Consider the following 18205-nt stretch of genomic DNA (forward strand, 5'->3'; position numbering starts at 1 on the left):
TCTGGTTATGGCCGTATCATCGCGGCGATGGACGGAGAGCCTCCGCCGCTGCGGTACCGTCAGGAACCGCGGGCCTCTGGGAACAGAGTGCAGACACCAGTCCCGAGCGTCGCGCACCACCGGCCAGGACTTGAGCGTCCCGGCCGGTCGTTGCTGAGCCGCAACCATGGGGGAGCCCTGACATGCTCGCGCGGACCGCCGAACGCAAGATGCTCGTCGTACGGGGCGTGCTGCTGACCGGATGGGCCGGGCTCATCGCCTCCCTGTTCTGGGATCCGGTCTCGATCGGCTGGACCCATGCCGGCACCTCGGTCACGGTCCAGGACGGCATGCTGGCCAGCGAGCCCTACCAGGTCGGGGCCCGGGTGTTCTGGACCATCGTCGTCCCGCTGATCCCGCTGTTCCTGATGGTGTTCGGGCACGAGGCCTGGCGGCGCATCTGCCCGCTGTCGCTGATGTCCCAGCTGCCGCGCTATCTGGGCTGGCAGCGGCAGCGCACGGTGGTGCGGCGGCGGACCGGCAAGCTCGAGCGCACGCTGGCCCTGATCCCGCGCGGCGGCTGGCTCGACCGCAATGCCTGGTACGTCCAGTTCGGCATCCTGTTCGCCGGGCTGAATGCGCGGATCCTGTTCATCAACAGCGATCGTTACGCTCTGGCGGCGGCGCTGCTCCTGGTGCTGGCCGCGGCGTTCCTCGTCGGCTTCCTCTGGGGCGGCAAGTCCTGGTGCAACTACTTCTGCCCGGCGAACATCGTCCAGAAGATCTACACCGAGCCGCGCGGGCTGCTGGAGAGCGCGCCGCACCTGCTGCGCCCGGCCGTGCCGCAATCGATGTGCCGCAGCAGCTCGCCCGGCGGCGACCGCAGCGCCTGCGTCGGCTGCGCCGCCAATTGCGGCGACATCGATCTCGAACAATCCTATTGGAGCTCGATCCTCGATCCGGCCCGGCGGCGCATCTACTACATGTTCAACGGGCTGATCATCGGCTTCTACTGGTACTTCTACCTCTATGCCGGAAGCTGGGACTATTACCTTTCGGGGATCTGGAGCCACGAGGCCGGGGCGCTCGGCCGGCTCCTCGATCCGGGCCTGTATCTCGCCGGCCAGGCGATCCCGATTCCCAAGCTGGTCGCCGTGCCGCTGGTCATGGCGGCCGCCGTCCTGGCGGCGCTGGCCCTGGGCACCGGGCTGGAGCGGGCCTATCGCTGGGTGCGGAGCCGCGGCGGCAAGGCCATCCCCGAAGCGGAGATCGTCAACCACTGCCTGAGCGTCAGCGCCTATCTGTCGATCAACATCTTCTACCTGCATGGCGGCCGGCCCAGCCTGCTGATGCTGCCCCCGGCCGCGATCCATTTCGTCGACATCCTGATCGTCTCGCTCAGCACCATGTGGCTATGGCAGTCGCTCAGCCGCTCGGCGTTCAAGTATGAGCGTGAGAAGATCTCGTCAAATTTGCTCAATCAATTGAAAAAATTGAAGATCGACTTCACCCGATACCTGGACGGCCGATCGGTCGGCGACCTCAAGCCCGACGAGATCTATATCCTGGCGAAGGTGCTGCCGGAGCTGCCGCACGACCAGAAGCTCGAGGCCTACCGCAACCTGCTGGACGACGCCATCACCGGCGGCAAGACCGGGGTGGTGTCGTCGGCCGAGCTGCTGCACGACGTGCGGCAGCAGATGGAGATCAGCGACGAGGACCATCTGCGGCTGCTGGAGGAGCCGGAGATCTCCGAGGCGGCGGTTCTCGACGGCGTCCGGACCACCACCGAGGAGCGGATGGCCTGCGTCGCCAATTATCACCAGATCATCGGCCGGTATCTGGTCGCCCATGTCGCGGCCGGCCGGACGCTGGACACGATCCGGACCGATCCGGGCATGCAGTCGACGATCAGGACCCTCCGCACCAGCCTGCAGATCACCGATGCCGAGCATCGGGACGTGATGGCGGAGCTCACCGCGCCGGGCGGCATGCTGGCCCGGCAGATGGAGTCGATCCTCGATGCCCTGGCGAGGCTGCAGGGGGCGTATTTCTGCCTGCAGGGCTCCAGCCTCCCCGAACGCTTCGCCCGGACGCTGAACGAGCTGCTGCTGGCGGCCGATGCGGACCGGCTCGGGGCGTTGTGCGAGGCCGGCCTGTCCTGCCTGCATGCCTTCGGCGACGGCAGGCTCGGCCGATGGTATGCGCAGGATCTGGCCGCCCTGGCGGGCGACGGCGTGATCGACGCGCTGTCCTGCCCGATCGCCGGGCAGGAGGCGGTCCGCTGGGGGGAGGCGCTCGGCGAAGAGATCATCGCCATCCTGCAGGGCCAGGCCGCGGCGCCCGACATCGGCGGCGAACGGCCGGCGGAGCTGCCGCGGCGGTCGTTCCGCGAGGTCATCGTCGCCGGCCTCGACCGCACCGCCAGCCTGGACCTGCTGCTGGAGCACGAGGCGCCGGTCGTCCGCGCCCTGACGCTGACCGCATTCAGCTATGTCGACGAGGCCCTGGCGCGCCGCGCCGCGCGCCGGCTCGCGGAGGTCGGGAAGGCCGACGGCCATTGGCTGCTGCGGCAGACCGTGGACATCCTGACCGGCGCCGCCGCTGCGGACGCCGGCGCGTCCGAGCCGCTGATCCACGCCGTGGTCGCGCTGCCCGACGGCACGCAAAGCCGCTCGACGCACGCGCAGCCCGTGATCACCGTGGGCCGCGGCCCGGGCAACGACATCACCATCCCCAGCCCGGTGATGTGGCCGTACCATCTGGCGCTGTCCTCGGCCCATGGCGAGGTCCGCATCCTGCGGCTCGACGGCGCCGGGATCTTCGTCGACGGCGTCGCCTGCAACGGCGAATCCTTCGTGCTTCGCCGCGACGCTCTCCTGACCTTCGGGCCGGGCGCCGGACCCAGCCTGCGGATCGACTGGCAGGACGCCGCAGAAAGCCGCTGCCTGCGGTCCTTCGATCCGGCGCTGCGGCTGGTGGCGCTGGCCCGCAGCACGGCCCTGCGGTCGCTGGGCCTCTCCGCCCTTGCCGAGATCGTCCACGACTGCCGGGTCGGGCGCTTCCGGGCCGGCGATGGGCTGCCTGCGGCGGCCGGGTCGGGCGATATGCGCTTCCTTCAGTTCGGATCGATCCGCACGTCCGAGCGCCTGTTCGAGGCCGGCGATCTGATCGATCCGGGCGATGGCACACACGAGATCGTCAGTGACTTCGCCATCGTCATGACCATCCGGCGGCCCGACCTGCTGGCGGCGGCGCCGGATGAGGCCGATCAGCCGCCGCCGGTGGCGGATCTCGTGCCGTCCCTCCGCTACGCCAGCTGATCGCCGGATCCAACCAGACCAAGAACCGACCAGACTTGGAGGCCCATGCGCATGGATACGCTGACCGAAAACATCAGAACCGAAGAACAGGGAGTCGATCTGGCGGTTCTCGTGTTCCTGGTCTTTATCTACGTCTCCGATAGCGAAAAGGACATCACGCCGCAGGAGGTGCAGCGTTTCCAGACGCTGATGAACGATCTGCACTGGACCGACAGCGAGGATATGTGCCGGGCGCTGACGACGCTGCGGTTCAACTACACGGCGACCTGGGCCGACTACGAGGCCGGAACGCTGTCGCCGGACCGCGATGCGATCGCCCGCCAACTGGCCCGGTTCGACCGGGATTTCGGCAGCGAGCGGGCGAACGCGCTGAAGGCGTCCCTCGCCGACTTCGTGCAGCGCGTTAGCCGGGGACCCTCACGGGCCGGCGTCAGGTTCGCCATCGGCGAATCGCGGGGGCGGACCGGCGCCCGGCAGGAGCTCGAGGCCCTGATGGCGCACCCGATGCCCGCCGCGGCGGCCGCGCCGCGCGAGGCCGAGATCGAGTCGAAACCGGAGCCGATGCCGGGCGGCGAGCCCTGGCCCGCGGCCCGGCTGGCGATCGGCGAGGCGCCGGTCTGGCAGGGCGGCCGAGTCAAGGTTCGCTGCATCGCCAGCATCGACGAGACGCGGGACACCAAGACCTTCACCCTGGCCGCCGACCCGCCCCGCCTGTTCAGCTACAAGCCGGGCCAGTTCGTCACGCTGGAGCTGCCGGTCGACGGCCGGACCCTGCGCCGCAGCTACACGATCTCGTCCTCGCCGTCGCGGCCCTACACCCTGTCGATCACGGTCAAGCGCGTGCCCAAGGGTCGGGCCTCGAACTGGCTGCACGACACCATGGCGCCGGGGTTCGAGCTCGAGCTGATCGGCCCGCACGGCCGCTTCACCTGCGTCGACCGGCCGGCTGCCAGGCTGCTGTTGATCGCCGGCGGCAGCGGCATCACGCCGGCGATGTCGATGCTGCGATGGCTCGCCGACACCGGCTGCGCCGCCGACATCGTGCTGATCAACAATGTCCGGACGCCGGACGACGTGATCTTCGGGCAGGAGCTGCAGCATATCAGCTCGCGGCTGGGCGATGCCCTGCGCCTCGCCGTCGTGCCGGCGCGGGTGTCCCCGGGGCAGTCCTGGAACGGCCCGACCGGCCATTTCAGCGAGGCGCTGCTGCGGCTCCTGGCGCCGGATGTCCTGGAGCGCGAGGTCTTCGTCTGCGGTCCCGGCGGCTACATGGCGATGATCAGGACGCTGCTGCAGGCGTGGGGCTTCCCCATGGCCCGCTACCACGAGGAGAGCTTCGGCGGCGCGCCGGCCTCCGCCCCCGCCCTGTTGGTGCCGAAGGCAACCGCTGCGGCCTCGACGGCCGCGGTCGCCGCCGCGCCCGTCGAGGCCAGGCTGGTCTTCCGCGACAGCAACCGGACGATCGACTGCGGCGCGGACGAGTCCATCCTCGACGCCGCCGACCGCCATGCGATCCCGGTCCAGAGTTCCTGCCGCTCCGGCGTCTGCGGCACCTGCCGGATGAGGAAGCTGAGCGGCACCGTGAGCATGGACGGCCAAGTCGCCCTGTCCGATCCGGAGATCGCGGACGGCTATTTCCTGGCCTGCATCGGCCGGCCCCGGGGGACCGTCGTCATCGACGCCTGAAGGCGGTGGAGGCGGCGGCCACCGATCGGTCGCCGCCTCACCGGGTCAGGTCGTCGATCAGGCTCTGCGGGTCGGCGGCGCTGTTGTCGCGCATCCGCCGCATGTGCTGAACGAACAGGTCGACATAGGGCAGCAGCGCGTCGGAGCCGCGGGCGTGCAGCTCGGCCTTCAGCGCCGGCAGCTGGGCGGCGATGACCTCGTCCGAATAGTCGCTGCCGGTGCTGAGCACGGTGTCGACATAGGTCTCGCGGGAGGTCTTGACGGTGTCCTCCAGCCCGTCCCGCTGATCCTCCATCTCCCCGATCCGCGCGGTGGCGTCGGTGATGGCCTTGCGGATCTGCGGATCCTGGCGCCGACCTTGCAGCTGCCGCAGCGCCGGCCGGGCCACGCCCTCGATCGCCCTCTGCACCGCCAGCAGCCGCTGATGGTCGACGCGCAGCTTGTTGCCGAGCAGGGCGCCGACATTGATCAGCAGCCGGACGGTCCGGTCCCGCGCGTCGTTGCGGTCGACCAGCGCCTCGCGGATCGACCGGCCGGCGTCGCGCAGCTGGGCGCGGACCGTCTCGTCGCCTGCCTCGTCGGCGAGGCGGTCGAGGGTGCCGAGCGCGGCGTCCTCGCGGCGCGCGGTCGACGGGGCCTCGCCGGAGGACGGCATCGCCTCCCAGGCCTTTTCGATCTCGTCCAGCTTCTCGGGCGAGGTCACCACCGGCGCCGCGACCACCAGGCGGAAGCCCAGCTGCCGGCTTTCCGTGGCCGTGGCGGCGCCGGCGGCGTAATAGGGCATCTCGACCCGCATCCCGGTCCGGATCTGGCTCAGCGGCGTGTTGTAGTCGCCGCCGCGCGCGATGAAGCCGCCGGCCTGGCCGTGCAGCCGGCCGCGCCGGTTCAGCCGGAAGGATTCGAGCATCATCTCCGCGGCATTGCCGAGGATGTCGTACAGGCCGAGCGGGTTGGGCTTGAGCAGCCCGACGGGGTGCAGCCGGCCCTCGGCCGAGCCGGTGCCCTGGTACCAGACGTAGTCGGCGGCGCCCTCCGGCATCGGGAACCGGGCCGCCAGGAAATTCTCGGAGGACACGGCCATGCCGCCGCGGGCGGCGTATTCCCACTCGTCCTCGGTCGGCAGGCGCAGGAAGCCGGGCGTGCCCGATTCCGCCGGCAGCGCGTCGCGGGCATGGGCCAGCAGCCACTGCGAATAGCGGTTGGCGAAGCCGACCACGTCGAACCAGGAGATCTCGGTCTGCGGCACGCGCTGCCGCATCCCCGGATTCGGGCAGGCATCGCCGGACAGCACGGCCCACTGGGCGCGCGTGACCTCGTATTTGCCGATCAGGAAATAGCGGGTGCCGGGGACGGTGGGGTCGCCGAAAGCGCCGGCGATCACGTCGAACCGCCGGTCGCTGAAGAAGCCGAGCTCGGGCTGGGCGTCGCCGAACTGGACCCGGACGTCGTCGAGCACCCCGGTCGAGGGCAAGGCGACGCGGCGGAACGCCATGGCGCCGCCGCAGGGCATCGGCAGCACCACGTCGCCCTCCGCCGGGGCGGGGTTGTAGGCCTCCGCCGGCCAGGGGGCATCGTCGGCGATGGCCGGGCGCGCGGCGGACAGCAGCGCCACGCCGATCAGCAGTCCCCAGAAGCGCATGACCGGGCGCTCAGCCATCGCGCAACTCCTTGGAGACTTCGATGCGGGCCGCCAGCAGGCCGCCCCAGCTGGCCGACAGCAGCGCCGCCGCCATCGTCGCCGCCGCGGCCACGGCGAGGTGGATGGGCAGCAGCCGGCAGATGCGCTCGCCGGGCAGGAGGCCGGTGGCGAACACGGTGTTGAGCACGGTGGCGGCCCCCTGGAACACCACGCCACCGAGGACCAGGCCGAGCAGCGCGATCAGGACGGCCTGGGTGACCGGGAAGGCGACCAGGGCGCGGGTCGGCAGGCCGATCAGCCGCAGCAGGGCGAGGTCGCGCCGCTTGCGCTCGACATGGCTGCGCAGCCCGGCCGCCAGCGAGATCAGGTAGCCGAAGCCGCCGCAGCCGGCGATCAGCCAGAAGGCGATGCCGAGATTGCGGTCGAGCGACTGCATCTGGGCGATGTCGGCCGATGCCGTGCGGACCGCGATGTCCTGGCGCCGGAACGCCTCCTCCAGCCCGGCCACGTCGTAGATCGAGCGGGCATAGAGGCGGAACCGGGCGAAGTTGCGCTCGGCCTGCGGCCGCGGCGCCCCGGGCCAGCCCCGGTCGTCGACGGCGAAGCCGTCCCGCCAGTCCTCGGTGGCGACCAGGAGGTCGAGCGACGCCAGTATCGCCTCGCCCGGCGAGACCGGCTGGTCGGTGATGCCGGAGACGGTGAGCGGGATGCGCTGCGCCTCCAGCACGCCGTCGCGCTGGCGGGTGATCTCGGCCACCAGCCGGCCGCCCTGGGCGACGCCCAGGGACTCGGCCAGCCGGCGGGTCAGCACCACCGCGGCGCCGGATGGGGGCTCGGCCGCGCCGAGCATCGGGTCGCCCGGCCCGGTCGGCAGCAGCGGCGTGCCGGACAGGGTGCGGCCGCCCGCCTCGCTGCGCAGCCGGGTGACGCTGGCGGCGATCGCCCGGGTCGCCGGGGTGACGAAGGCGACGTCCGGCCGGGCGGCGAGCTCGGTGAAGAAGGCGTCGACGAAGCGGCCGCTGCCGGCGGGGACGATCTCGCGGTTGCGGGGATCCTCGATCAGCCGCTGGGCCAGGGTGTCGATCAGGCCGAAGCGCAGCCCGAACAGGACCAGGAGCGGGGCCAGGACGGCCGCCAGCCCGAGCACCTGGCACAGGGCGATGCGCCAGTCATGGCCGAAATCCCGGGTGGCGAGGCGTGCCGCCATGGCAATGCGTCCGGTCATCGGCTCAGGTCCAGAAATAGGCGCGCACGACGTCGTCCTCACGGCGCAGGGCATGGCCGATGATCCGCCGCCCGCTGGCCTGCGTGCGCGACCAGTCATGCGAGGCGATGACGGCGGTGGTCCGGAAGCGCTCGACCGTCTCGACCAGCAGGGCGAAGACCCGGTCGGCCGTCGGCGGATCGAGCGAGGCGGTGGGTTCGTCGGCCAGCAGGACGTCCGGCCGATGGGCCAGGGCGCGGGCGATGGCGACCCGCTGCCGCTCGCCGACCGACAGCCGGTCCGGCCTGAGGCCGAGCAGCCGGCTGAGGCCCAGCCGGTCGGCCAGCTCGTGGACATGGCCGGAATCGTAGCGCCCGGCCAGGCGGGCGGTCAGGGCGATGTTCTCGACCACCGAGAGATAGGGCAGCAGGCCGCCGGTCTGCAGCACATAGCCGATGCTGCTGGCCCGGACGGCCGCGAGCGCATCCTGCCGCCGCCGGCGCCACAACGCGGCGAGATCCAGCGGCGAGCGGCCGAGCGCCGCCAGCTCGAAGGTCTCCGCCCGGTCCGGCGCCAGCGTTCCCGCCAGCAGGTCGAGCAGGGTCGACTTGCCGGAGCCGGACTGGCCGTTGAGGAACAGGATCTCGCTGCGCGGCACCACCAGGTTGCTGACATTCAGCTCGAACCCGGCTTTGCGGGTGCCGCGCCGCAGCACCACGTTGCGCAGCGTGTAGACGGGGGCGGGGCCGATCATGGCAGCGCATCGAGCGGCATCGGATAGACCGCGTCGCCGCCGCTGCGCTGCCCGTCGAGCGCGATCCACAGGTCGGTGTTGTCGTAGATCTGCTGGTACAGGGTCACCTTGGCCTGCAGGTCGTCCAGGAACTGGCGCTGCTGGCCGAAGCTCCAGGACAGCCAGTCGTCCTCGGTCAGCTCCATGATCCGGCTGCGATAGGGCAGGCCCTCGAGGTATTCGCCGATCAGGCCGAGATCGGCCAGGTGCCGCGCCTCCTCCCGGCCGACGCCCTCCGGCCGCCGGGCCATGGTGGCGGCGGCGCTGCGCAGCTGGCGGAAGAAGTCGTTCGGCGCCACCCGCGTCGCCTCGCCGGCATCGACGATGGCGCCGAGCGTCGTCTGCAGGTCCGACAGCTGGTTCTTGGTGATCAGGACGCGCACGTCGAGCGCCTTGCGGGCCGGGTTGGCGATGTCGCGGTCCGAGATCCAGGACGAGAACAGGCGGGGGACCTGACCGCCTTCCTTCTGGCCGAGATAGGCGAGCTGCATGGCGCGCCCGACCAGGCCGGTGCGGGCCAGCGCCTCCCGGCTCGGATCGTCGGCCTTGGTGTCGGCAGGGGCGGCGGCAGGCGCATCCGCCGCGGCCGCCACCTGGCCGTCCGCGGCCGACTGCATCTGGCCGAGCATGATCCCGGCAATCCGGTCGATCACCGACCCGAAGGTGCCGAGATCGCCCCGCTCGATCGGGAAGTACAGGCTGCCGACATTGGGATAGTCGGACAGCGGCTGATAGGCCTCCTCGGCGGCGGCGTGGTCGTCCTTGCCGGCCGCGGTCTTCAGGTGGATGACCAGCACCGCGGCGCCCTTCGACTGGGCCAGCAGCCGCAACTGGTCGGGGTCGAGATGGGTGGCGGAATAGGGGTCGTTGGCCCGGCGCGGGCTGGCATCGGTGATCAGGACGATCAGCCGCCCGGCCACGCCGGTCCAGTCGATGTCGTCCAGCGCGGCCTTGACCCCGGCGAAGGAATCCTCGCGGAAGTCGCGGTTGTCGGCGTGCGAGACCTTGGCCGTGTCGAAGCGGTCGAGGAAGCCCTTCGGGTCGAGTCCGTCGGACAGGGTGGCGAAGACCTTGGCGACGTATTCGTCCGGACGGCCGTCCTCGAGCACGTCGCGGAACCCGACCAGGCCGAGGCTCAGCCTGTCGCCCTCCTCGGCATGCAGCTTCTCGATCAGGCTGCGGATGGTCTCGCGCGTCCGCGCCACATAGGGATCCATCGACACGGTGGTGTCGACGACGAAGACGACGCCGGCGCGGTAGCCGGCCATCACCTGCGCCGCGCTGCCCGGGTCGGTCGCCTGCGGCGGCGGATCGGCCGATTCCTGCAGCGAGGTCGCCGCCACCTGCAGGGCCAGGCCGGGGAAGCCCTTGGCGAAATAGCCGTCGGTCCAGTTCAGGATCGGCAGCAGGTAGAAGTCCTTGGCCGGATCGACCCAGGTCGAAGGCTCGAGCGCCGCGATCGGGCTGTCCGGCGGCAGCGTCCCGGAAACGGCGGCCTGGCGCAGCGTGCCAGCCTGCGCGTCGGCATCCGGGGCCTCCATGATCGACAGCAGCGGCGCGGAATCCTTGAAGAACAGGGCGCGGTCGCGGTTGACCGGGTTGGTGAAGTTGACCACCAGGGTCTGCTTCCAGTCGATCGCCTCGGCCTCGGGAAGCCAGCCCAGCGTCTGGCCGCCGGTGGTGGCCCCGACCTCGAGCCAGTTGCCACCCTCGCCTGCCGTCCGGGCATAGACGAAGACCATGGTCAGCGGCGGGATCTCGGCCTCGGCCGGCGGCCCGCCCAGGGCCTGGGACGGCCGCGCGCCGGGACGGGTCAGGACTCGCTGCCACAGGCTGGTCGTGCCTTCCATCAGCAGCGGCTTGCGGGCGCCGGCTGGAGGCGCCGGATCCTGGGCGAAGGCCGGGGTGCCGAAGGCGGCCAGCCAGGCCAGGGCCAGCAGGGCGGCGAGGCGGAGCCGGAAGGCGGGTGTCGTCATCGCGTTGATTCCGCGTTGTCGAGGGCCTGCAGCCGGGCGCGGGCGATGCCGATGCCGCGCTGCAGGGCCAAGGCGTAGAACTCCCGCGCCTTGGCGGGGTTGGGGGCGCTGAACGGGTTCGGGCCGGTGCTCCGGGCCTGCGGGTCGTAGAACTGCGCGAGGCCGAAGGCGGCATCGCCGCTGCCGCGCCGCGACGCCTCCTCCCACAGCACCAGCGCCGTGTCGGCATCGCGCTGCTCGGTCAGGAAGCGCTGGCCGGCGGCGAAGATCTCGGCCGGCGCCAGCGCCAGGATCCGCGGCAGCTGCCGGCGGTCGAGCTCCTGCGCCGCGGCTGCCGGCGGCGCCGCGACCGGTGATGCCGACATCGGCGGTGCCGGCGCGGGCGCCGCCGGTGGCGTGTCCGAACTGGACCACCACCATCCGCCTCCAACGGCTGCCACGGCCAGCAGCAGGGCGGCGCCCTGGACCGGCCGCGACCGCAGCAGCGCGGTCCAGCGGGACCGGCCGGGCTCCGGCTCGTCGACCAGGCTGCGCATCGATTGCGGCCGGTCGCGCGGATCGGGAGCCAGCATGCGGGTGATCTGGGTGGTGAGGCCGGGCGGCACGCCGTCCAGGTCGGGGGTGGTCTTGCGGGCCTCGACCGTGGCCATCATGGTCTTGCCCATCTCCAGCGGCCGGCCGCGCGCGGCGGCGGCGAGGACGAGGCCCAGGCTGTAGATGTCGGACCGCCCGTCGACCTGGGCGCCGAACAGGCCAATCTGCTCCGGCGACGCCCAGGAGAGCTTGCCGGCGAAGCGGCTGCCCACCAGGGTCCGCATGCTGGGGTCGGCGAAGCGGGCGATGCCGAAATCGATCAGCTTCGCCTGCTCCAGCCGGCCGTGCTCGAGGATCACGTTGTCGGGCGACAGATCGCGGTGATAGATGCCCTTGTCATGCGCCTCGGCCAGCCCGGCGGCCAGCCGGTCGCGCAGCTGCGCGATCTCGTGCAGTGCCAGCGGGCCTTGGCGCAGCCGGTCGCGCAGCGACGGGCCGTCGACATACTCCATCACCAGGTGCAGCCGGCCGGTGGCGTCGCGGAACAGCCCGTCATAGCTGACGATCGCCGCGTGCCGGATCTTGCGCAGGGCCTCGGCCTCGCGCAGGAACAGGTTGACGATCGACTCGTCGCCGACCAGGTCGGGCCGGATGATCTTGATCGCGTGCAGCGTCCGCTGGTCGCAATGCTCGGCCTGGTAGATCTCGCCCATGCCGCCGCGGCCGATCAGCCGGGTGATGCGGTAGGTGTGCAGGACCACCGTGCCCGGCGCCAGCGACGGGCCGGCTTCGGCCGCCGCGGCCGGGTCGTTCGGCGCGGCCGAGGCGCTCGGCGCGGTCGGCACGCTCGGTGCGGCCGAGGCGCTCGGTGCGGCCGGGGCGACGAGGCGCGTCTCCTCGGCCGACGGCGCCTCGGCGGCACGGATCGGGTCGGTGGTCATGGCCTCGGCTACCAGACCGGCGGAAACTCACTGACGACCAGGACGGCCGGCACCGGCCGGTCGGGCGCCTCGACCGACGCGACCCAGACGGCGTAGCGGCCATTTCCGGGAGAGGTCAGGGTCATGGCCGGGTTGACGCCCCCCGCCTCACTGTCGTCGGTGCACAGCCACTGTCCCGCGGGCGTGTGGACCACCAGGGCGGTGTCCGTGCCCGCCGCCACGTAGAAATTCACCGGGCCGTGGACGTCCTCGAGATCGATGGTGGCATCGGGGCGTTCCGGCGTGATGTTGCCGACGCAGTCGCCGGCCAGGCCGACGACCGAAGCGCGCCCGCCGGCCAGGACTCCGATCGGCAGGGGATCGGTCCGGAACGCTCCGGTCAGGGTGGCGGCCAGGTAGTACGGCCGGGCGGTCGGGTCTGGCGGTGTCGCCGCAGCGGGTGCGGTCTGCTGGGCGATCGAGGCCGGTGTCGTCAATAACAGGAAGAAAAGAACCGCAAAGGCGTGTTTTGCGATTGGCATAATTGCCTCCAGTTCGGGGCTGTTCTCCAGAAATATGCGTCGTTATCTGGAAGCGGGCCAGAATTGATCGGCCTTTCGCCCGGATACGATCATGTCATTTCCGCATGCTCTGCTGCGGCCATGCCGGGATCAGGATGCAGGGCTTCTGCGACCCCCATGCCGCAACCTTCGAGAAGGCGCTGCCGATGTCTCCGTTCAAGTCGCCGATGATCGTGCTCGGTCTGGGCTTGCTCTGCGCCGCCTGCGCCGACCGCCTGCCGGACGCGAAGCCGTTCTCCCGCTTCGGCAAGGGGCCCGAGGCCGCGGGCAGCGTGCCGGCGACGCCCGTCGCCGTCACCACGCTGCCGATCGAGGTCATCGCCCGCAAGGCGCAGTCGTCGCGGGTCACGCTCGACCGCGCGATGGACACGATGCAGCAGCGGCTCAGCTACCTGAAGAAGCTGGTGATCGAGGCCAGGGCCAATCTCGGCCAGAACGGCACCCAGGCGCAGTATGCGGCGCTGCGGCAGGCGGAAAACCAGGTCCGGCGCGGCATGGTCCGCGCCCGGATCTCCACCGGCGACCAGACCGCCGGCTGGACCGAGCAGGCGTCGACGATCAACGATCTCAGCGGCCTGATCGTCTCGGTCTCCGGCCTGGTCAACACCATCGGCGACGGGCAGCCGGTTCCGGCGACCCAGACCGGTGAAGCGCAGCCGTCCGAGGTGGGCGGGACCGGCGTGTTCGAGCCGGCGCAGGCCCTTCCCATCGCCGCGCCCGCCGCCCCTCCGGCCGGTCCGGCACCCGGGGCAAGCTGAGCCTCGGCTCGGTTCTGGAGAAGGATGGAGGGCGGCCCGGATTCGGGCCGCCCTTTCAGTTCCGGACGACGGCGGCGAGCATCGACTTCAGCGCCTGCCCGGCCTGCAGGAAGGGCATCGGGTCGACCGCCTCCTCCGCGCGCCGGATCTCGTAATGCAGGTGCGGGCCGGTCGACACGCCGGTCGAGCCGAGCTGCCCGATCACCGTGGCCGCCGTCACCTCCTGCCCCGCCTCGACCGCGATCGACTGCATGTGCCCGTAGCGCGTGACCAGGCCGTCGGCGTGCTGGATCTCCACCATGTTGCCATAGCCGCCGGCCGGCCCGGCCCGCAGCACGCGGCCGTCGGCGGTGGCGTAGATCGGGGTTCCCGCCGGCGCCACCAGGTCCAGCCCGGCATGCAGGGTGGGAACGCCGGTCACCGGATGGACCCGCAGGCCGAAGGGGCTGGACAGCCGCAGGGGCACGCGCAGCGGCACCGCGAGGGGCAAGCCGGGCAGGCGGGCGGCCAGCGCCCGGGCCTGCGCGTCGATCGCGGCGGAAGAGAACGGGCGGATCGCGGCGGCGTGATCCCCCGCGACCGGCGGCAGGCCGAGCTGCCGCAATGTGCGGTCGAGCGCCCGCGCGGTCGGGGCGAAGCGGCGGTCGGCCGCGGCCAGATCGGCCTCGTCCGTCGCGGCCTGCCCGCTGTCCTGGGATGGCGTCTGCGCGACCTCGCGCTGCGGCGTCGGTTCGGAGGCATCCCGGAAGACGGCGAGGCCGAGCACGGCGGTGAAGGACAAAGCGAGGGCCGCCGCGGCGCTGACGGCTACGGGCCGGATGCGGGACGGCGGTCGGGGATGGGCCGGCGCAGGGATCTCCGCCGGTTGCGCCGGTGTCGGCAGCCGGTCGGGCAGCGCCAGCACCACCGCTCCGCTGCCGTGCCGGCCGGCCGCCTCGGCGCGCTGCACCAGCAGCCGGGCGGCGGCGTCCGGCGGCAGCCTTTCGAGCAGCAGCGCGGTCCCGTCGACGATGTCGGCGATGGCCGGGGCGGCGAGGATGATGCGATCGTCGGCGTCGAGCCGGATGCGGACCGGCTCGGCATGCGCCTTCGTGGCGATGGGGGCGAGGCCGGCGCGGCCCAGGCGATGGGCGCTGCCGCCGCCCAGCCGCAGGCACAGCAGATGCGGCGGCCGCAGCAGCGCGATCGCCGCCGAAACGTCGGTCTTCCGCCGCACGATGCGCGCCAGCAGCGCTTCGTCAGCCGCGCCATCGAGCGCGGCGAGAGCCTCGACCAGGCCTCGAGCGCCGCGGCGGGATCGCGGATCCCCCCCGGCCGCGACCACGGCCCAGAGTCCGAGCTCGGGGCGGCAGAGGCACGCGGCACCGGCAGTGCCGGCGACGGTGCCGGATGGCGCGGCCTCGACGAGATCCCGCGGCATCAGTCGAGAGCCGCGGCGGGCGCCGCGGCATCGGCCGGCATGCTGCCGGCGGTGTCGACGAAGCGGCGGATGGCGTCGTCGAGCAGCGGGGCGCCCTGCAGCTCCACGCCGTCGAGCCAGGCATAGCGGCGGTCGATGGCGGTCCACAGCCGCAGGCCTCCGAGCTTCCGGGCCAGGGCCGCGAGGGCCGCGTCGTCGCCCCGGCCGCGGTCGAACAGCGTCGCCCGGCGGGCGGCGACGGCGAGGCGCAGCAGCGGCCCGGGCGATCGGGTCAGCGCGGCGAGGAGGCGCGTCGCCGTCTCCGGATCGGCGGCAGGGGTCAGTTCGAGCTCGTCCTGCAGCCCGTCCCAGGCGCGGGCCGCATCGTCGAGATAGAGCGCCAGCACCGACGCCGTCAGGTCGCCGCCGGCCGACGGTGCCGCGCCGAGCACCCAGTCGTCGGAGCCCAGGGAGGCGGAGAGATCCATCAGCGCCGGCACGACCACCCGGTGGAAGCCGTCGGCGGTGAGCAGTCCGGGGATCGGCGCGGCGAGCGAGGCGCCCGACCGGCGCCGCACCGCCCAGCTGTCCGCCCCGAGCACGAGGTCGGCGCGGAACGGCGGCAGGCTCTGGGCCGCGTCCGAAGTGCGGATTGCCGCATAGGCCCGGGCCGACAGCGGCTCGCCGCGCAGGCGGTCGCGGATCCGCTCCACCACCGCCATGTCCAGCGACGGGGCGAGGCGCGGTTCGGCGGCGAGGGCGCGGTCGAGCTGCACGAGCAGGGCCTGGCGCATCTGATCCGAGGCGGTCAGCGACCAGTCGGTCGACGCCCAGAGCCGGATCAACCCGTCCTGCCGCGGGCCGGTGCCGCCGATGGCCAGCGCCGCCTTCAGCCCGTCGAAGGCGAGGTCCGAGGCGACGTCCGGCCGGTCGATGCGGGCCAGGATTCGCTGCGCCAGGCGGCGCAGGAACGCATCCCGCAGCAGCTCGCGGTCGAGCCCGGCGGTCGCGGCGGCGAGGTCCTCCAGCGGCGCGGCGTTCAGGCTCAGCCGCCGCCACCAGGGCAGGGGGGCGAGGTCCGCCAGGGGCGAGGCGGCCAGCGCATCGAGGGCGGGCAGCGCCGCCGCTGGCTCGTCCGGTGCCGCGTCAGGGGCGGGCGTCGCCGCCTGCGCAGTCTCGATCGCGGCGCGCGCCCGGTCGGCGACGCGATGGTTCGAGACGTGGATCGCCGCCAGGCCGGCCAGCAGGGCCGCGGCCAGGATGCAGCCCGCGATGCGGGCCAGGCGGCGGGGGGTATTCACGGCCCGCGGTCACACCGGCGCCAGCTTCGGCGACGACGGCGGCGTCGGCAATTCGGGGACGGGCGGCGGCAGCCCCGCCGCGGTCAGGGCCTGGATCAGCGCCGGGGTGGGCGGGGCCGGAAGCGCCGGCGGCATCGAGACGATGGCGCCGGCACGGGGGGGCCTGGCCATCATGCCGATCGTGGTGCCGATCATGGCGATGCCGGTGGCGCTGATCTCGATGATCTGCGGGCCGGTCACCCCCGTCACCACGAAGCGGATCTTGTCGGGGGTGACCTCGATGCGGCTGGTTCCGGGCGTCGCCGCGGCCTGCCCCGGCGCCATCGCGGTGGGGGACGAGGTCAGGACGTACTGCGTCTTGACGTCGATGGAATAGACGTCGCCGACCTCGACATTGTGGTCTTTCTGCGCCTTGAGATAGACCTCCTCCTGCCCCCGCTTGTCCTCGAAGCGCAGCTCGTTATAGGCATTGACCGCGCCACGGTCGGTGTGGGTCCGGAAGGTCGAGCGCGTCTTGCCCGCCGGCAGGGTCTCGGGCGGATCGTTGGTGGCGTTGTAGACGACCCCGGTCACCAGCGGCCAGTCCGGGTTGCCGTGGATGAAGTCGACCACGACCTCCTGGCCGATCCGCGGGATGATCAGGCCGCCGAAGCCCTTGCCGGCCCAGCTCTGGGCCACCCGGATCCAGCAGGAGCTGTTGTCGTCCTTGTTGCCCTCGCGGTCCCAGAAGAACTGGACCTTGATGCGGCCGAGCTTGTCGGTGGTGATCGTGTCGGCCTTGGGGCCGACGACGACGGCGGTCTGCGGCCCCTGGATCACCGGCGCCGGCGTGCGGCGCTGCGGGCGGTACTGGGTGGTCGCGGGAATGATCTCGACCATGCTGCGGTAGAGGAAGCGGTCGCCCTTCGCGTCGACGGCGTTCTCCCCGGCACCGCCGACCTCTCCGACCTCGCCGACGACTGTGAACTCGTTGCCCACCGCCAGAAACTTCTCGGTGGGCTTGGGGCGGGAATCGACGTCGCCGTAGTAGAACGGGTTCGCCGCCGTGAAGATCGATCCGGTCGTGATCTGCCGCGCCGTGCTCTCGACCCGCGCCCGATAGGCGTTGCAGCCCAGCTCCTCGGCCCGGATCGCGGCGTAGAAATCGCCGTCCTTCTTCTCGATGTAGCGGCCCGGATAGAGGAAGGTCTCCTGCATCGGCGAGGCGCCCACGGCCGTCGTCGTCTTCACCGCTGTCACCGGCGCGACCGGCGCGCCGCCGGGACGCCGGGAGGCGCCGCCGGCCAGGGTCTTGCGTGGCGGGATGCCGCCGACCTTCACGGACGGGACTCGTGCCACGGCCTCGAGATTCGCCCTCGGCTGCTCGTGGTCGTAGTCGTTGAGGACGACCTTGTCCGGCTGCATCGACACCACCTCCTCCCAGCGCAGGATCAGGTCCTCCTGGTGCAGGTTCCGGGCCGGCCGCAGGTTGTGGTGGGTCTCCACCACCTGCGGCGTGCAGGCCTTGTGGCTCGAGGCGTCGTCGACCAGCACCAGATCGTGCCGGTTCTCCGTATGCTCGAAGTAATAGTAGATGCCGTCCTGCTCCATCAGCCGGCTGACGAAAGCCAGGTCGGTCTCGTCGTACTGGACGCAATAGGGGCGTCGCGGAAGCCGCCCGGTGGGCCGGCCCTTGAAGTTGCCTTTATGCTCCCGGAAAATCTGGGTGATGATCTCGAGGCTGGTCTTGTTCTGGAAGATCCGGCTGTTGCGACGATAGTCGAGCAGCGACAGCCAGGGCCGCACCTCCGCCACGTAGTTGAGGCGCTCGGTGTCGTCCAGGCCGAGATACTGGAACCGGGTGACGATGCCGTGGAAGTAGCGCGTCGCCGTGCCCTTGAGCTTGAGGCCGACGGTCAGGCTCTGGCCGGGGACCTTGGCGAAGGTCTGGATCGGGTCGGGGCTGGCGAGCGTCACCTCGTAGAGGAAAGGCTCGCCCAGTCGCTCGGTGCCTCTGAGCCGCCGGAGATAGACCTCGTTCAGCTGGAATGCGGCCGAGGTCACCGCCGCGAAGCGGTTGTGCGTCAGCAGGCTTTCGATCGTCGACAGGGGCATGATGGTTCCGCCGGGCTC

Annotated in this window: 12 protein-coding genes; 3 read left to right on the forward strand and 9 right to left on the reverse strand. The window is 71.8% G+C overall.

Translation table 11 applies throughout. From position 1 onward, the window contains the following. The first annotated feature begins 182 nt into the window (after nt 1-182). A complete protein-coding gene (locus tag ACTOWL_RS16145) occupies nt 183-3302 on the forward strand; it encodes an FHA domain-containing protein (protein ID WP_441322271.1) in 3120 nt (1039 codons plus the stop codon). Nucleotides 3303-3413: 111 nt separating this feature from the next. Next, the gene (locus tag ACTOWL_RS16150) at nt 3414-4988 is read left to right on the forward strand and encodes a 2Fe-2S iron-sulfur cluster-binding protein (protein WP_441322272.1); all 1575 of its coding nucleotides are present in this window, start codon (nt 3414-3416) and stop codon (nt 4986-4988) included. 37 nt (nt 4989-5025) lie between these two features. Here ACTOWL_RS16150 and ACTOWL_RS16155 read toward each other — a convergent pair whose 3' ends face one another. From ACTOWL_RS16155 to ACTOWL_RS16180, 6 genes are read right to left on the reverse strand one after another with little or no spacing between them, the layout of a single operon-like run. Beyond that, nucleotides 5026-6645 (reverse strand): formylglycine-generating enzyme family protein, encoded by a 1620-nt coding sequence (locus tag ACTOWL_RS16155; RefSeq protein WP_441322273.1) that lies wholly within the window; start codon nt 6643-6645, stop codon nt 5026-5028. Next, nucleotides 6638-7852 (reverse strand): FtsX-like permease family protein, encoded by a 1215-nt coding sequence (locus ACTOWL_RS16160; protein WP_441322274.1) that lies wholly within the window; start codon nt 7850-7852, stop codon nt 6638-6640. Before ACTOWL_RS16160 ends, ACTOWL_RS16155 begins: the two co-directional genes overlap by 8 nt. A gap of 4 nt (nt 7853-7856) precedes the next feature. Next, nucleotides 7857-8585, reverse strand: coding sequence for an ABC transporter ATP-binding protein (locus ACTOWL_RS16165; RefSeq protein WP_441322275.1), 729 nt, complete (start codon nt 8583-8585; stop codon nt 7857-7859). Next, nucleotides 8582-10600 (reverse strand): vWA domain-containing protein, encoded by a 2019-nt coding sequence (locus ACTOWL_RS16170; protein ID WP_441322276.1) that lies wholly within the window; start codon nt 10598-10600, stop codon nt 8582-8584. The genes ACTOWL_RS16165 and ACTOWL_RS16170 overlap by 4 nt, the downstream gene beginning before the upstream one ends. Then, nucleotides 10597-12075 (reverse strand): protein kinase domain-containing protein, encoded by a 1479-nt coding sequence (locus tag ACTOWL_RS16175; protein ID WP_441322277.1) that lies wholly within the window; start codon nt 12073-12075, stop codon nt 10597-10599. The genes ACTOWL_RS16170 and ACTOWL_RS16175 overlap by 4 nt, the downstream gene beginning before the upstream one ends. 8 nt (nt 12076-12083) lie before the next feature. After that, entirely contained in the window at nt 12084-12596 is a 513-nt protein-coding gene (locus ACTOWL_RS16180; RefSeq protein ID WP_441322278.1) for a hypothetical protein, read from the reverse strand. A gap of 185 nt (nt 12597-12781) precedes the next feature. On the opposite strand from ACTOWL_RS16180, the gene ACTOWL_RS16185 reads away from it, so the two are divergent. Next, nucleotides 12782-13393 carry a hypothetical protein gene (locus ACTOWL_RS16185; protein WP_441322279.1) on the forward strand — a complete coding sequence of 204 codons (612 nt, stop codon included), beginning with the start codon at nt 12782-12784 and terminating at the stop codon, nt 13391-13393. A gap of 55 nt (nt 13394-13448) precedes the next feature. On the opposite strand, the gene ACTOWL_RS16190 is transcribed toward ACTOWL_RS16185, so the two are convergent. Genes ACTOWL_RS16190 through ACTOWL_RS16200 form a run of 3 tightly spaced genes read right to left on the reverse strand, consistent with a single transcriptional unit; the run spans nt 13449 to nt 18187 of the window. Continuing rightward, nucleotides 13449-14813 carry a peptidoglycan DD-metalloendopeptidase family protein gene (locus ACTOWL_RS16190; protein ID WP_441322280.1) on the reverse strand — a complete coding sequence of 455 codons (1365 nt, stop codon included), beginning with the start codon at nt 14811-14813 and terminating at the stop codon, nt 13449-13451. Further along, nucleotides 14813-16093: an ImcF-related family protein gene (locus tag ACTOWL_RS16195; protein ID WP_441322281.1), complete on the reverse strand. Its 1281-nt coding sequence runs from the start codon at nt 16091-16093 to the stop codon at nt 14813-14815. The genes ACTOWL_RS16190 and ACTOWL_RS16195 overlap by 1 nt, the downstream gene beginning before the upstream one ends. A gap of 9 nt (nt 16094-16102) precedes the next feature. Beyond that, complete coding sequence (locus ACTOWL_RS16200; protein ID WP_441322282.1) at nt 16103-18187, reverse strand: type VI secretion system Vgr family protein; 2085 nt, start codon at nt 18185-18187, stop codon at nt 16103-16105. Nucleotides 18188-18205: the final 18 nt, after the last annotated feature.

Source organism: Inquilinus sp. CA228, assembly GCF_052078665.1.
Lineage (GTDB): Bacteria > Pseudomonadota > Alphaproteobacteria > DSM-16000 > Inquilinaceae > Inquilinus.